This is a genomic window from Kribbella capetownensis (assembly GCF_004331485.1).
GTDB classification, from domain to species: domain Bacteria; phylum Actinomycetota; class Actinomycetes; order Propionibacteriales; family Kribbellaceae; genus Kribbella; species Kribbella capetownensis.
The window spans coordinates 200,249-213,804 of record NZ_SJKD01000004.1; the positions used below are offsets into that span (position 1 = coordinate 200,249).

General features: G+C 69.0%; 13 protein-coding genes. 7 read left to right on the forward strand and 6 right to left on the reverse strand.

The annotated features are described in order from the left end of the window. Positions 1 to 66: 66 nt before the first annotated feature. Positions 67 to 909: a carbohydrate ABC transporter permease gene (locus E0H75_RS19270; protein ID WP_131514960.1), complete on the forward strand. Its 843-nt coding sequence runs from the start codon at positions 67 to 69 to the stop codon at positions 907 to 909. A 1-nt stretch (position 910) separates the two neighbouring features. Further along, a complete protein-coding gene (locus E0H75_RS19275; RefSeq protein WP_131514961.1) occupies positions 911 to 1,813 on the forward strand; it encodes a carbohydrate ABC transporter permease in 903 nt (300 codons plus the stop codon). Here E0H75_RS19275 and E0H75_RS19280 read toward each other — a convergent pair whose 3' ends face one another. Next, entirely contained in the window at positions 1,814 to 2,170 is a 357-nt protein-coding gene (locus tag E0H75_RS19280) for a DoxX family protein (protein ID WP_131514962.1), read from the reverse strand. Between the two features lie 75 nt (positions 2,171 to 2,245). Between E0H75_RS19280 and E0H75_RS19285 the strand changes: the two genes are divergently transcribed. Then, entirely contained in the window at positions 2,246 to 2,800 is a 555-nt protein-coding gene (locus E0H75_RS19285) for a TetR/AcrR family transcriptional regulator (protein WP_131514963.1), read from the forward strand. Here E0H75_RS19285 and E0H75_RS19290 read toward each other — a convergent pair. The 4 genes from E0H75_RS19290 to E0H75_RS19305 are packed head-to-tail and all read right to left on the reverse strand — an operon-like array spanning position 2,778 to position 8,259. Then, positions 2,778 to 5,546, reverse strand: coding sequence for an ATP-binding protein (locus E0H75_RS19290; protein ID WP_131514964.1), 2,769 nt, complete (start codon positions 5,544 to 5,546; stop codon positions 2,778 to 2,780). The genes E0H75_RS19285 and E0H75_RS19290 overlap by 23 nt on opposite strands. Before the next feature lie 52 nt (positions 5,547 to 5,598). Then, a complete protein-coding gene (locus tag E0H75_RS19295) occupies positions 5,599 to 6,255 on the reverse strand; it encodes a hypothetical protein (protein WP_131514965.1) in 657 nt (218 codons plus the stop codon). After that, positions 6,252 to 7,073 carry an ABC transporter ATP-binding protein gene (locus tag E0H75_RS19300; protein ID WP_131514966.1) on the reverse strand — a complete coding sequence of 274 codons (822 nt, stop codon included), beginning with the start codon at positions 7,071 to 7,073 and terminating at the stop codon, positions 6,252 to 6,254. The genes E0H75_RS19295 and E0H75_RS19300 overlap by 4 nt, the downstream gene beginning before the upstream one ends. Further along, the gene (locus E0H75_RS19305) at positions 6,985 to 8,259 is read right to left on the reverse strand and encodes an MFS transporter (RefSeq protein ID WP_131514967.1); all 1,275 of its coding nucleotides are present in this window, start codon (positions 8,257 to 8,259) and stop codon (positions 6,985 to 6,987) included. Before E0H75_RS19305 ends, E0H75_RS19300 begins: the two co-directional genes overlap by 89 nt. Before the next feature lie 59 nt (positions 8,260 to 8,318). Here E0H75_RS19305 and E0H75_RS19310 point away from each other — a divergent pair, with 59 nt between their 5' ends. After that, complete coding sequence (locus E0H75_RS19310; RefSeq protein WP_131514968.1) at positions 8,319 to 9,311, forward strand: ArsR/SmtB family transcription factor; 993 nt, start codon at positions 8,319 to 8,321, stop codon at positions 9,309 to 9,311. Here the strand turns inward: E0H75_RS19310 and E0H75_RS19315 are convergent. Continuing rightward, a complete protein-coding gene (locus E0H75_RS19315; RefSeq protein ID WP_131514969.1) occupies positions 9,271 to 11,685 on the reverse strand; it encodes a glycoside hydrolase family 3 protein in 2,415 nt (804 codons plus the stop codon). The genes E0H75_RS19310 and E0H75_RS19315 overlap by 41 nt on opposite strands. A 68-nt stretch (positions 11,686 to 11,753) precedes the next feature. Here E0H75_RS19315 and E0H75_RS19320 point away from each other — a divergent pair, with 68 nt between their 5' ends. The 3 genes from E0H75_RS19320 to E0H75_RS19330 are packed head-to-tail and all read left to right on the forward strand — an operon-like array spanning position 11,754 to position 13,504. After that, complete coding sequence (locus E0H75_RS19320; protein WP_131514970.1) at positions 11,754 to 12,341, forward strand: TetR/AcrR family transcriptional regulator; 588 nt, start codon at positions 11,754 to 11,756, stop codon at positions 12,339 to 12,341. 3 nt (positions 12,342 to 12,344) lie between these two features. Then, positions 12,345 to 13,148 (forward strand): CPBP family intramembrane glutamic endopeptidase, encoded by an 804-nt coding sequence (locus E0H75_RS19325; protein WP_131514971.1) that lies wholly within the window; start codon positions 12,345 to 12,347, stop codon positions 13,146 to 13,148. Between the two features lie 50 nt (positions 13,149 to 13,198). Next, positions 13,199 to 13,504 carry a hypothetical protein gene (locus E0H75_RS19330; protein ID WP_131514972.1) on the forward strand — a complete coding sequence of 102 codons (306 nt, stop codon included), beginning with the start codon at positions 13,199 to 13,201 and terminating at the stop codon, positions 13,502 to 13,504. Positions 13,505 to 13,556: the final 52 nt, after the last annotated feature.

The following is a 13,556-nucleotide window of genomic DNA, read 5'->3' on the forward strand; positions in this document are numbered from 1 at the left end:
GCCGTCTCGGCCGGCGCTCGTCAAGCTCCGTCCGGTGCCGTCGGGCGGAGCGGTCGGGTCAGCTGGATGGTCCTGCCCGCACTGGTGATGTTCGTCGTCTTCGGTGTCGTCCCGCTGGTCGGCGTACTCGCCCTCAGCTTCACCGAGTGGGACGGCCTCGGCCCGATCCATCCGGCCGGGCTGTCCAACTGGCGGTCCGTGCTCTCCGATCCCACGCTGCTGCACAGCATCCTGGTGACCTTCGAGATCATGATCCTGTCCTGGGCGGTGCAGACTCCGATCAGCCTGCTGCTCGGAACCTTCCTGGCCGGACGCCAGCGGTACCGCGCGTTTCTGGCCGTCCTCTACTTCATTCCGCTGCTGCTCAGCTCGGCCGCGATCGCCATCACCTACAAGGCTTTGCTCGACCCGAACTTCGGTCTGGGCCCGGGACTGCACCTCGACTTTCTGACCCAGGACTGGCTCGGCCAGAGCAACCTGGCGGTCGGGGTGGTCGTCTTCATCGTCTCCTGGCAGTTCATCCCGTTCCACTCGCTGATCTACCAAGGCGGGGTCCGGCAGATCCCGACCACGATGTACGAGGCCGCGTCGATCGACGGGGCCGGCCGGGTCCGGCAGTTCTTCAGCATCACCGTGCCGCAGCTGAAGTACACGATCATCACGTCGTCCACCCTGATGGTGGTCGGGTCGCTGACGTTCTTCGACCTGATCTTCGTGCTGACCGCGGGCGGTCCCGGCGACGCGACTCGCGTCCTCGCCCTCGACATGTACAAGCGCGGATTCATGTCCAACCAGATGGGCCCGGCCAGCGTGATCGCCGTCTTCCTCGTGTTGCTCGGCCTGGCCCTGGCCCTGTTGCTGCGCCGGCTCGGCGGCAGTACGACCGCCAGCCAGCAGGAAGGTGCGTGACATGGCATCCGGCACGACAACGGCCACGAGAAGCACGAGTACGGCGACCCGGCCCGCGCGCGGCGGACCCGTCCGCGCGCACAAGCTGCTCCAGCTGAACTGGTTCGGCGGCGCGGCGGGCTGGGTGTGGCTGGGGATCGTGCTGATCCCGCTGTACTGGATCGTCGTCACCAGCTTCAAGGACCAGGGCGACTACTTCACCCAGAACCCGTTCGCGCTGCCGACCGCCCCGACGGCAGAGAACTACAGACTGGTGATCGAGTCCGACTTCCCGCGGTACTTCGCCAACAGCGTGATCGTCACGGCCGGCACGATCATCCCGGCGGTCGCGATCTCGTTCATGGCGGCGTACGCGATCATCCGCGGTGCCGGCAGCCGCTTCCTTGCCGGGGTCAACGGTCTGTTCCTGATGGGGCTGGCGATCCCGCTGCAGGCCACCATCATCCCGGTCTACCTGCTGATCATCCGGATGCATCTCTACGACAGCCTGCTGGCACTCATCCTGCCGTCGGTCGCGTTCTCGATCCCGCTGTCGGTACTGGTGCTGACGAACTTCATCCGCGACGTACCGAAGGAACTCTTCGAGTCGATGCGCGTCGACGGGGCGACCGAGTGGGACATGTTGCGCAAGCTCGCGCTGCCGCTGACCCGGCCCGCACTCGTCACGGTCAGCATCTACAACGGCCTCGCCGTCTGGAACGGCTTCCTGCTGCCGCTGATCCTGACCCAGAGCCCCGACAAGCGGACCCTGCCACTGGCGTTGTGGACCTTCCAAGGCCAGTACAGCGTGAACGTCCCTGCTGTCCTGGCGTCGGTCGTGCTGACCACGCTGCCGATCGTCCTGCTCTACGCCATCGGCCGCCGCCAACTCCTCAGCGGCCTGACCGCCGGCTTCAGCCGCTAACTACAACCTTCTGCTGCCGGGTCTGATGGCCCACGACGCGAGCGCCAGTACGGCGAACGTGGCAGGGGCGATCATCCCGGCGTACTGATGGTCGGCGGCGTTCGACGCGGCTGCCCCGGTCATGTTGATCAGTACGCCGGCGTACGCCCACTCCTTCAGCTTCGGCAGGCGGGGCGCAAGCAGCACCACCGCGGCCGCCACCTTCGCGACGCCGAGGATGGTGGCCAGGTAGCTCGGATACCCGAGGTCGATCATCATCGGGTAGAACGGCGGCAGCCGCAGCAGATCCATCGTGCCGCCGACGGCACACTCGCCCACCACGATCGTGGTCACTGCCCAGTACGTCCCGGTCTTCATCCTGACTCACCTGCTATCGGTACGGACCCGTACTCTTATCTATCGGTACGATAGCGTTTCGATGGAGGCGGATCAATGGCAGCGGTCTCGCGCGGTGACGGGGCACGGCAGCGAATGCTCGCGGCTGCGCTGGAGGTTCTGGACGAGGCAGGGCTGGCCGGCTTCACGATGGAGGCGGTCGCCCGGCGTGCCGGCGCGAGCAAGGCGACGCTCTACCGGCGCTGGCCGACCACGGGTGCCCTGTTGATCGACGCGATGGACGCGACCTTCCGGCCGTTCCCGGTGCCGGACACCGGGAAGGTGGAATCAGATGTGGCCGCGATCCTGAACGCGTTCGTGCAATTGATGGAGCACACGCCGTTCCCGCGGTTGCTGGCCGCCTTCATCGACGCGGCCGAGCGCGACCCCGCCCTGTCCCGCCTCCACACCGACCTGACCGACCGCCGCCGCGACCCTCTCCTCGCCGTCCTCGAACGCGCTCGCAACCGCGGCGAGCTTCCCGAGGACACCGATCCCGAGCTCACCACAGACCTACTCACCAGCCCGTTCTTCTACCGCCGCTTCGTAGCCCACCGCCCCATCCCATCCACGATGGTCGACGAGGTCGTCAGCCGCGTCCTGGCACGCTGACTCCGGACCACCCGAGGCTTTCCGTGTCCGGACCTGGATCTGTTGCCGGTGCCGGGTCGGCCAGTGAGATTCGGGACCGGAGGGCGAGCGCCTCGATGTCACGCTGCAGCGGCGTCGCGCCCATCTGGACAGCTGGACGGTACGCCGCGCGGAGCGACTCACTCAGGGTCGTGGCCGGCCGGCCTTCGCTGAGACCCGACTCCACGAAGCGGAACAGGGCGCGTGCTTGGCCCCAGACGTTCCCGGTCTCGCGGCACGCCGCTGCCGCGTCGAGCCATCGATCGGGCTGATCAGCTCCGGCCCGGCAGCGCTCCCGTTCGGCCTCGAACAGTGCTCTGTGCATCGTCGCAGCAGGGGTGCCGGTCGTGAACGGCTCGGTCGGCCAACCGGCCAGCACCTCGTCGAGGGTGGCGATCGCCTCGGTGACCCCGGCAGGATCCTGGTGGTCCCGTGCGGTCCGGGCGAGTTCGGCGGCGACCTCTGCGTAGGCGAAGAGAACCTCGTCACCCAGGTCGTCGGCCGCCTGGTCGCCGGTCGGTACGCAGCGCTTCAGCCAGTCGAGCGCTTCCCGGGGCTTGCCCTCGGCAAGCAACGTCGCCGCTCCACAGAGCCCGAAGCCCTCCTGGAGGCCGGGGAAGGTGCTGGGCACGAGTTCTTCGGCGCGCTCCAGATGCAGTGTCGCCTCCGCGACCTGACCCGACCTGACGGCGAGCAGGCTGGCCGCGAGCCGGACGCCGGCGCCGCTGATCCCACCGCACCGTGCCGCCAGCGCCGTCCGGATCATCGCTCGTGCCTCGTCCCAGCGGCCGTTGTCCAGCAACCCGTCGGTCAGCATGAACGGCAGGAGATGGCAGAACTTGCCCGCACCGCCGTCGATCAGTCGCCGGTACGCCGTCAGACCTTCGGTCAGGAACTCGTCGTACCGGCTCAGCTCAGCCAAGGCGTTGAGCCGCCAGATCGTCGCGTCCTGCAGGTCGCGCAGGTTTCCGTGCGACAACGCGAGGTGCGCGGCTCGGGTGGCGTCGGTGAGCGCGTCCGGCGGACTCGTGACGCACGTCGCGGCCGCACGCTTGCAGAGTGCTCTCGTCAGGGCCTCGTCCGAGCCTGATCGCTCGGCGGCCGCGACTGCCTGGCGTGCATGCACGGCGCTCGCGGTCGGGTCGTCCCACACTTGCAACGCAGCCAGTTCGGCGAGCGCCATCGCGTGTTCGGGGCTGTCCGGATCCGACGAGCTGAGATCGACGGCGTCCTGCGCGTCGGTCAGGTCCGGCGTCGACGGCGAGCTGGCGCTCCAGCGTGCCGTCGATCTGCTGGTCAGGATCGCGGCGGCCAGGAGCGGCTCGGTACGCCGGTCGACCAAGTCCATCGCCTGGTCCAGCAAAGCACTGGCCGCGCCGGGTTCGCCGATCTTGGCGTAGGCCGAGCTGGCACGCCGCAGCAGTCGGATCCGGTCGTGCACGCTGCCGCGGATCGGGTCGGAGACCGACTCCCACAGATCGCAGGCACGGCGCAGATGGATCGCCTCCTCGGCCGGCGCACCCAGCCGACCCGAGTCGTCGGCAGCTTGCAGCGACCATCGGTAGGCATCGTCCGTCCGCCCGGCCAGGTGGCTGTGCGCGGCCAGGTCGGCCGCGTCCGCGTCGGGCGTGGCTTCGAGCACTCGCACGTACGTCGCATGCACCTTCCCGGCCGCGGTCTGCGGGACACCGTCGTACAGGATGTCGGCGATCAGTGGATGGCGGAACCATGGTGTCCCGTTGGTCGACTCGATCACGCCGTGGGTCTCGGCCTCGGTCAGGCAGTCGGTGACGTACTCGGGGTTGATGCCGTGCTCTCCGGCGACCCTGGTCAGGACAGCGAGTGGCACCGGTCGACCGGCGGCCGCGAGCAGCCGGGTGAGGTCCCTGGATTCCCGGGGCAGGCCGTGCCACTGGGCGAGCAGCGCATCCCGCAAGGCGTCGGGCACAGCGATGGGAGCGGCCTGCGGGTCCGGGAGATCGCGGACCAGCAGTTCGGTCAGGTACGGGTTGCCGTCGGACATCGCCTGCACCTGCGCGGCCAGTTCCAGATCCCGCGGATGCCGGGTCAGGCCGGCGATCTGATCCGCCGTCGACTCGAGGTCCAGCCGCTCCAGGTGGATCTCCTCGAACGACGGCATCCGGCGCATGTCGGCCAGCCAGCCGTGCAGCGGGTGGCCTTCGGACCGCGCCTCGTCGCGGCAGGTGGCGATCAGCGCCAACGGCTGGTTCCGGAAGCCCGCGATCAGGTACGCCAGTACATCGAGCGACGCCGCGTCCGCCCATTGCAGATCGTCGACGACCACCACCGTGGGCCGGCGGTCGGCCAGCCGGCTGATGACGAGATCAACCAGCGGTACCAGTCGTCCGCCGGCGATCGCCGTACCGAAGCCGATCGAAGGGAGCAGTGCGGCGAGATCGTCGGCACCGGCGAGGACCTCGTCGCGCTCGGTCGGACCGGCGCTGTTCAGCCAGTCCTGAAGCACACCGGCGATGGGCGTATACGGAACCTCGGCGGCGGCGAAACGGACGCAACTGCCCCAGGCTGTTCGCAACTGCGAGGCCTGGCAGGCCTCTCGGACCAGTCGCGTCTTGCCGACACCTGCCTCGCCGTGGACGAACAGCGCCCTGGGACTTCCTTCGGCCGCACTCTGCAAGGCGCGGGCGAGCAACGCCTGCTCCCGGTCGCGGCCGGGGAGCGATCCATGGTCTCCGTCCGTTCCCCCCATGCGGTCAGTGTGCGCCCCAACGCAAGAGCCGACCACAACTTTGCATGGTGCGTCACTCCTTGCGGTCGGCGATGCCGCGGGTTGCGAGGAGGGCGGCAGCGAGGATGGCTGCGCAGAGAACGGTCAGGAGAGTCAGCGGTACGGCGTCCTCGGTCGCCGTGTGGTCGTTGGACAGCAGGGTCATGATCGGTCGGATCGGGGAGACCCAGCGGATCAGCAGGACGACGAGGATCGCGGCGGCCGCGGTCAGAGTCGCGATGCCGATGCGGGGGATGACGAGGCGCGAGCAGAGCAGGCCGATCGCGGTGCCGATCATCGCGGCGGCCAGTTGGGCAACAGCGCCGACGGTCAGGTTGCCCGCGGTGATGACGTGCTCGCCGGTGACGATCGGGTAGATCAGGCCGACCGCGATGAGCGGGATGCTCCAGGTGAGGACGACGGCGACCGTGATCGCGAGCACGCGCAGCGAATCGCCCATCATCACCAGGGTGATCTTGCGCTGGGTCGGGTCCTCGTGGTTGACGATGCTGACGGCCAGCCAGGTGCTGCAGATCAGCATGGCCAGCACACAGAACGCGTACGACGCCTGCAGCGGGCCGTTGTCCGAGGTCACGCCGACCGCGAGCGCGGCGAGGAAGATCAGGGTCGGCGGCAAGTAACGCTGGGAGAGCAGGACGCTGGCCAGGAGGTACCGGTAGAGGGCGCTCACTCGGGCTTCACCTGCCGGACCGACACCACTGACCAGCCGTGATTGAGGGCCGTCAGCAACGCTGCGTCGTGGCTGCCGGTCGGCAGGACCAACGTGACGCCGGCGTCGTGGTGTCGTACCTCGAGAACGTCCGGCTGATGCGACCAGTCGAGGTCGGCGCCGGGGATCAGTTCGATCTCCGTCAACTGGTGCGGTGTGGTCGTGGTGCGTTGGATCAGTTTGCCCTGATGGATCTCGCAGACCCTCGTGGCCGTTGACTTCACGACCTGGTCGGAGTGCTCGGTGAACGCGACCGCGCCGCCCTCGCGGGCCGTCTCGGTGAGCAACGCCCGGAGCGTTCCGTGGGCCGTGGTGTCCAAGCCGGACCACGGTTCATCGAGGACCAGCAGTTGCGGTGGTTCGAGGAGTGCTTGGGCGAGCGCGACCTTCTGCGCGTTGCCCTTGGAGAGTTTCCGCATCGGAGTGTCCGCGCCGCCGGTCAGTGCGAGCCTGTCCAGGAGTTCGCCGGACCGTTGCCGGGCAGCCCGAGCGCTCAAGCCTCGGATCCGTCCCATGTGCCGCAGGTAGGCCGATGCCGAGAGGCGGTCGTGCGAGGCGAAGACGTCGGGTACGTAGCTCACGATCTGCGCAGTGCGCCGTACTGTGCCGGTCGTCGGCCGGGACAGGCCGACCATCAGCTTCAGCACCGTCGACTTGCCGGAACCGTTGGCGCCGACGAGAGCCAGCAACTCACCCTCCTGCAGGTGCAGATCGACGTCGGTCAGAACCTCCCGTCGGCCGTACCGCTTGGAGACCTTCCTCAGCCGCGCTACCTCCATGCGGCGAGACTATCCGGCCGCCGGTCCGCATCACCTTCGCCAGCGGGCGGGTGAGGACGAGCGAGACCAGCAACGACGCGGCCGCGAAGGCGGTGATCGAAGGTGCCGGCGCGGTGAGGTCTGCGAGTGTGCCGGCGAGGATCGCGAAGATCCCGAAGGCGGTCATCCGCAGTGCGGACTCGAGGCCGAGCACCTGCCCCCTAAGGTCTGCCGGCGTGAGATCGACCAGCACCTCCTGTTGCGACAAGGACGCCGAATAGCCGCTACTGCCGACAGCGACCAGAGCCGCGAGTACGCCGATCGGTAGGTCGAAAGCAAAGCCGAGGAACGGGACGGCGAGCAGATAGCGCAACCAACGACCGGCGGTACGACGACCGGACGGGGTAAGGAAGCGGCCGACGACGAGATCGCCGGTCATCATCCCGGCGGCTCCCGCGGCCAGCAGCCAGCCTGCACGCGGACCGGCGTACGGAACGAAGAGTGCCTCGCAGCCGACGATCAGACCGTTTGGTAGCGACAGGGCGAGCAGGAGCGGGCGGGTCCTGGTCTGGCTGAGGAGACGGCGGTTGCCCCGCCAGGTCTCGCCGAGCCCAGTCCGGGCCCTGCGTCGCGGTGCGCGATCGCGGAGACCGAAGCGCAGAACCGGGATGCTCAGCGCCGAGCAGGCCGTCGCCATCCACAGCACCGTCGCCGGGCTCAGTGCCTGCAGCAACAATCCGGCGATGCCGAAGCCGGCGATCTGCATCGCGCCGACGGACAGGTTCATCGCGGACCGGCCGAGGATGAACTGATCCTCGTCGACCACTTCGTTCAGCAGTCCCCAGCGGACGCCACCTCCGATCGAGAGTCCGTAGGCGACGAGGAGTGCGAGGAGAAGCCGCATCCCTGCGCTGAGATCGAGGGCGGCCTGCGTGGCGACTGCCGCCGTCGACAGCGTGGCGAGTGCTGTCAGGACTCGCCGCGGCCGTGCGGTGTCGGCGGCCGACATGAGGGTAGAGGCCCCGAGCACCTGGGCCAGCGACGGGCCGAACATCACCAGGGCCGCCAGCAACGCCGACCCGGTCGCGGCGTCGACCATCAGGGCGAGGGTGAGGCTGGTCATCGTCGACGACGCGTTGCCGAGGGCGCTGCTGAACCAGAGGTTGCGGAACTCGGCGTTCCTGAAGATCTCCCGGTAGGTGCTCATGTCCGGAAGCTTCGACGGCAGCGCGTCCGCGGCCTACAGTTTCGGATGGAGGCGAAACCTTGTCCGAGTTCCTCGTCGACGCCGACACCCTGGCCCTGGCCAGGTTCGGGACGTCGCAGCTGACCGAGACCGTGTCCGCGCTGAAGCTGCTGGAGCGGCCGGTCGAGCCGTGGTTCCGGGCCTGGAAGGACGAGCACAAGGCCGCCTTCGAGGCTCAGTTGGCCGCCCGGCCGGTCTGGGCCGCGCTCGTCGAGAACGCCTTCGGCCGGAGTTGGGTCGCCGACTTCCTGACCGTGCCACCGCTCGAGCCGGACCAGGCGCTGGCCGACGAGCTCGAGTTGCTGACGGTCCTGGACGACGACCAGATCCGCGCGGACCTCAGCGTCGTACGGACGCCGCTGCCCGAGATCCTGCTGACGTCGACAGGACTCGCGGACGCGGCGGCGGAGCTCCTGCGGTGGGTGTGGACGGAGACGGTCGAGCCGGACTGGCCGCGGCGGTTGCGGGTGCTGCAGGCCGACATCGTGTCGCGGACGTCGAGGCTCAGCGAGCAGGGATGGTCCGGCGTACTGCGTGGGCTCGGTCCGGATGTCCGCTGGCTGGGAGACGGGCGGATCCAGGTGAACCGATGGGACTACCCGACCACGGACGTGCGGGGTCGCGACCTGATGTTCATCGCGGCCCACAGCCCGGGCGTCAATGTCAGTTGGCGTAAGCCGGACCGGTTCGCGCTGACGTATCCGGTCACCGGGATCTTCGCCGGGACCGAGGCTCCGGCCGAGCCGTTGGTGCAGCTGCTCGGCCGTAACCGGGCCCGCATCCTGGTCGAGGCCGCGGAGCCGGTGAGTACGACGGTCCTCGTCGCGACCACCGGTCTCTCGCTGGCCACCGTCTCGGACCACCTGCGGGTGCTGACCGATGCGGGCCTTCTCGAACGTCGACGGTCCGGACGCTCGGTCTTGTACTGGCAGTCCGACACCGGTCGTCGCGTCGTACGACGACCGGCGCCGGTCAGCGGATTTCGATCGGGCAGGCGAGCGGGAGGTCGGTGACCGACGAGCCGGCGCGGAGGGTGAAGGTGCCGGGTTCGGTGGTCCAGCCGTTGTCCCAATGCTCGAAGGTGTGGTTGTGCAGCTGGACGGTGATCTCCCGAGCTTCGCCCGCGGCGAGACGTACGACGGCGAAGCCGGCCAGCCAGCGGGCCGGACGATCCACAGTGGTTGAAGGGCGTTCGGCGTACACCTGGACGACATGCTTGCCGGCGCGGTCGCCGGTGTTGCGGACGGTCAGCGCGACCGACGACGGATCGACCGCGCGCAGATCGGTGAGCTCCCAGGTCGTGTAGCCGAGGCCGTGGCCGAAGGCGAACGCCGGCCCAGTGCCGGCCGTCAGCCAGGCGCGGTACCCGATGTGGACGCCTTCGTCGTACCGGACGATCCCGTCGCGTGGTGTCACGTCGATGACCGGTACGTCGGCCTCTTCGCGCGGCCACGTGGTCGGCAGTCGCCCGCCGGGCTCCACGACGCCGAGCAGTACGTCGGCCAAGGCGTTGCCGTACTCCTGGCCACCGAAGTAGGTGACCAGGAGCGCGGCAACCTCGCCACGCCAGGGCAGCAGCACGGGCGAGCCTGCGTTGACGACCACGACCGTGCGCGGGTTGGCCGCGGCCACGGCCCGAACCAGGTCGTCCTGGTGGCCGGGAAGTGCGAGCGAACTGCGGTCGTAGCCCTCGGACTCGACCTTCGAGTTGGTCCCGACCACCACGACCGCGACCTCCGCCGCTGCGGCCGCCGCGACGGCCTCGTCGATCAGCGCCTGCGGGTTGGAGCGGTCCGGCTCGACGCCGACGGTGATGCTCATGGCGTTGCCCAGCTCACCGCCACGCTCGGGCAACTCGAACTCCACCCGAACGTCGACCGCCTGACCGGCTGTCACCTCCAGCGGCGCCGAGATCGACGGCGGCGACAGCAGCGCCGCACCGAGATCGGTCCCCACCGGTACGGCGACGTCCTCGCGGAGGAGCTTGCCATCGGCAAAGATCCGGCCGCGGCCGACGGACGCGAAGCCGAGCAGGACGGAGCCGGACCCGGCCGGGGTGTAGCTCGTGTGGAACTCGAAGATCTTCGTCCGGGCAACCGGTGCGTTGCCGCCGAGGTAGACGAGCGCGCTGGAGAGCCGGTCCTCGACGAACAACTCGGCACCCTCGGCGTCCAGGAAGCGAACCCGTGCGCCCGGCTGCCCGGTCTCCGGATTGACCATCGTGGACAGCGGTAGCTCGGCGACACCTTCCTGCACGACGGCGCCGACCGAGTAGGTGACCTCGGCATCCGGCAGCGCGGCCCGGAGCCCGTCCAGCGGCGAGACCACGGACGGCGGGATGACGGTCGCACTGCCGCCGCCCTGGGTGCGCGCGTCCCGCGCGTTGTGGCCGATCACCGCCACCTGCGAGACAGCGCTCCACGGCAACTCTCCAGCGTTCCGGAGGAGGACCGAACCCTCGGCGGCCGCGGTCCGGGCGAACGCAACGCCGTCGACCTGCGGCACCTCGGCCGGCTTCTCGTATCCCTCCAGCGCGCCGACCCGGGCAGCGAGCGCGAGCAGCCGCAGTACCTTCCGATCGATCGCCTCTTCCTCGACCTCACCGGCCCGTACTGCGTCGACCAGCGCATCACCCCACGCGCCGACCGGTCCCGGCATCGCCAGATCCTGCGAGTACTTGGCGCTCTCGACGCTGCGTACGGCGGTCCAGTCGCTCACCACGACACCGTCGAAACCCCAATCGGTGTTGAGCGGTGTCTCCAGCAGGTCGTTCTCCGTAGCGGTGGCTCCGTTGATCGAGTTGTACGCGCTCATCACGAGCCACGCCTTCGACTCGGAGACCGCCTTCTCGAACGCGAGCAGATAGACCTCGCGCAGCGCCCGCTCGCTCACCTCGACGTCGGCGGTGAAGCGGTCGGTTTCGAAGTCGTTGGCGACGTAGTGCTTCGGCGTCGCGCCGACACCCAGCTCCTGTACGCCGGCCACGTAGGCAGCGGCCAGGTCCGCAGTCAGCACCGGATCCTCGCTGAACGCCTCGAAGTGCCGGCCGCCGAGCGGGGAGCGATGCAGGTTGATCGTCGGACCCAGTACGACGTCCACGTCCTTGCGCCGTGCCTCGAGTGCCGACACTACGCCGTACCGGTGGGCGACCTCGACGTCCCACGACGACGAGAGGGCGGTGGCCGACGGCAGGTTCAGCGACGGATCCCGCTCGTCCCACACGGGTCCGCGGACGCCGCTCGGCCCGTCGGACAGAACCATCGAGCGCAGGCCGATGCCGGGCAGCGGATGGGTCGACCAGAAGTCCTGTCCGGTCAGGACCCGGACCTTCTCCTCGAGCGTGAGGCGGCCGAGCAGTACGGCGAGATCGGCTGAGCTGGGGTTCATGCGACGACTGTACGCCCCAAAACCGAGTACCGCTAGGTTTTCGTTCCGGGTCTCGGTAGCATGCCCGCATGGCTGCCAGAGGTCCGTACGCGAAGGGGGTCGCGAAGCGGGAGGAGATCCTGACCGCGGCGCTCGAGGTGATCGCCCGGCAGGGCTATCGCAAGACCTCGACCAAGGAGCTCGCCGCCGCGGTCGGGCTGAGCGAGGCCGGTCTGCTGCACTACTTCGGCTCCAAGGAGAAGCTCTTCGACGCGGTACTGCGGGCCCGCGACGAGGCAGATGTCGACCGTTTCGACGAATCGGACCTGATCGACAAACTGACCGCGATCATTCGTCACAACAGCGACGTACCGGGGCTGGTCCAGCTCTATTCGACGTTCTCGGCCGAGGCCGGCGACCCACAGCACCCGTCGCACCCGTACTTCGTGGAGCGCTACGCACGGCTGCGCGAATCACTGGCCGACGCTGTCCGTGCCCGTCAGGCCGCCGGGACGTTCAGTCCGGCCGCGGACCCGGTGCTGATCGCGACCCTGCTGATCGCACTCTCCGACGGTCTCCAGGTCGAGTCGCAGTTCGGCCTGCCGGTCGAGCCCGCCGACCTCCTGACTCACGTCGTGGACCTGCTCGGCTCGGCTGGGGGAGCAGTGGATAGTTGAGGCATGACGAGCTCCGCGGGTGAGGCCGCCGGACCTCCCGCGGCCCCCGTGGCCGATCGACGGGTCCTGACGAAGGAGATCTGGCTGGTCCTGGCGCTGTCGCTGGGCGCGTCGGCCCTCTCGGCGGTGATCTCGTTCACCGGTGTACTGACCTCGGCGAAGCCGATCAGCGGGCAGACGGCGGTCATCGTCGGTTCGCGGGCGCCGGGACGCCCGTGGCTGGATCTCACCTGGCAGGTGTTCGCGATCGTCAACGCCCTGGTCCCGGTCGCGCTCGTCGCCCATTTCCTGGCCCGCGGCGGCGAGTCTCTGCACACGATCGGCTTCGATCTGCGGCAGCGGATCCGCGATCTTGGCCGCGGCACCGCAGTCGCCGCCTGCGTGGGCGGAGCCGGTCTCGCCTTCTACCTCGCCGCCTACGCCACCGGCGCGAACCTGTCCGTCGACCCGTCGCAGCTCCCCGACTACTGGTGGCGCATCCCGATCCTGGTCCTCGTCGCCGTACAGAACGCCGTACTCGAGGAGGTCATCGTCCTCGGCTACCTCAACCACCGGCTGGACCAGCTGGGCTGGTCGACCACCCGGTCGACGGTCACCAGTTCGCTGCTGCGAGGCTCGTACCACCTCTACCAGGGCCTCGGCGGGTTCGCCGGCAACGTGATCATGGGTGTCATCTTCTGCCACCTGTACCGGCGCTGGGGCCGGGTCGGCCCGCTGGTCGTGGCTCATACGTTGATCGATATCGCTGCCCTGGTGGGGGCGACGTACCTGATCGGCAAGGTCGGCTGGCTGCCTGGCGGAGGGTGATCAAAACGACTGACACGTAACCGATCGGGGGTGGATCGGGTTGAGGATGCGTGACTGTTAACGGGGAAATCGCAAGTCCGCCCGAGATCGATCCGGGGTTGGCGGCGGCCGCACTGGCCGTCTTCGCCCACCGGCACGAGGTGGTGCACCTGCTCCACGCCGCCACCGACGAACCGGACGCGCTGGCCCGCATCGCCGGCCTGCTGCGCGTCGACGAGGCGACCATCGCCAGAGTCCTGGACCAGCCGCTGCGCTGGATGCTGCCTCAGTTCCGCACCGAACTGGAGGCCATCGCCGCCGCTCCACCGCCGGCCAGGCCGGCGCCACAACCCGAGCCGGAGCCCGCCACCCACTGATCGCCCGGGCGGTGGACGCCTGCCGCAGGCGTCCACCGCACCATGGGTTGAT

What these genes read in the sequence shown, in the direction of transcription:
- E0H75_RS19315 (WP_131514969.1), bottom strand. Translation starts at nt 11,685, where the DNA reads ATGAACCCCAGCTCAGCCGATCTCGCCGTACTGCTCGGCCGCCTCACG.
- E0H75_RS19320 (WP_131514970.1), top strand. Translation starts at nt 11,754, where the DNA reads ATGGCTGCCAGAGGTCCGTACGCGAAGGGGGTCGCGAAGCGGGAGGAG.
- E0H75_RS19300 (WP_131514966.1), bottom strand. Translation starts at nt 7,073, where the DNA reads ATGGAGGTAGCGCGGCTGAGGAAGGTCTCCAAGCGGTACGGCCGACGG.
- E0H75_RS19275 (WP_131514961.1), top strand. Translation starts at nt 911, where the DNA reads ATGGCATCCGGCACGACAACGGCCACGAGAAGCACGAGTACGGCGACC.
- E0H75_RS19290 (WP_131514964.1), bottom strand. Translation starts at nt 5,546, where the DNA reads ATGGGGGGAACGGACGGAGACCATGGATCGCTCCCCGGCCGCGACCGG.
- E0H75_RS19280 (WP_131514962.1), bottom strand. Translation starts at nt 2,170, where the DNA reads ATGAAGACCGGGACGTACTGGGCAGTGACCACGATCGTGGTGGGCGAG.
- E0H75_RS19305 (WP_131514967.1), bottom strand. Translation starts at nt 8,259, where the DNA reads ATGAGCACCTACCGGGAGATCTTCAGGAACGCCGAGTTCCGCAACCTC.
- E0H75_RS19325 (WP_131514971.1), top strand. Translation starts at nt 12,345, where the DNA reads ATGACGAGCTCCGCGGGTGAGGCCGCCGGACCTCCCGCGGCCCCCGTG.
- E0H75_RS19270 (WP_131514960.1), top strand. Translation starts at nt 67, where the DNA reads ATGGTCCTGCCCGCACTGGTGATGTTCGTCGTCTTCGGTGTCGTCCCG.
- E0H75_RS19285 (WP_131514963.1), top strand. Translation starts at nt 2,246, where the DNA reads ATGGCAGCGGTCTCGCGCGGTGACGGGGCACGGCAGCGAATGCTCGCG.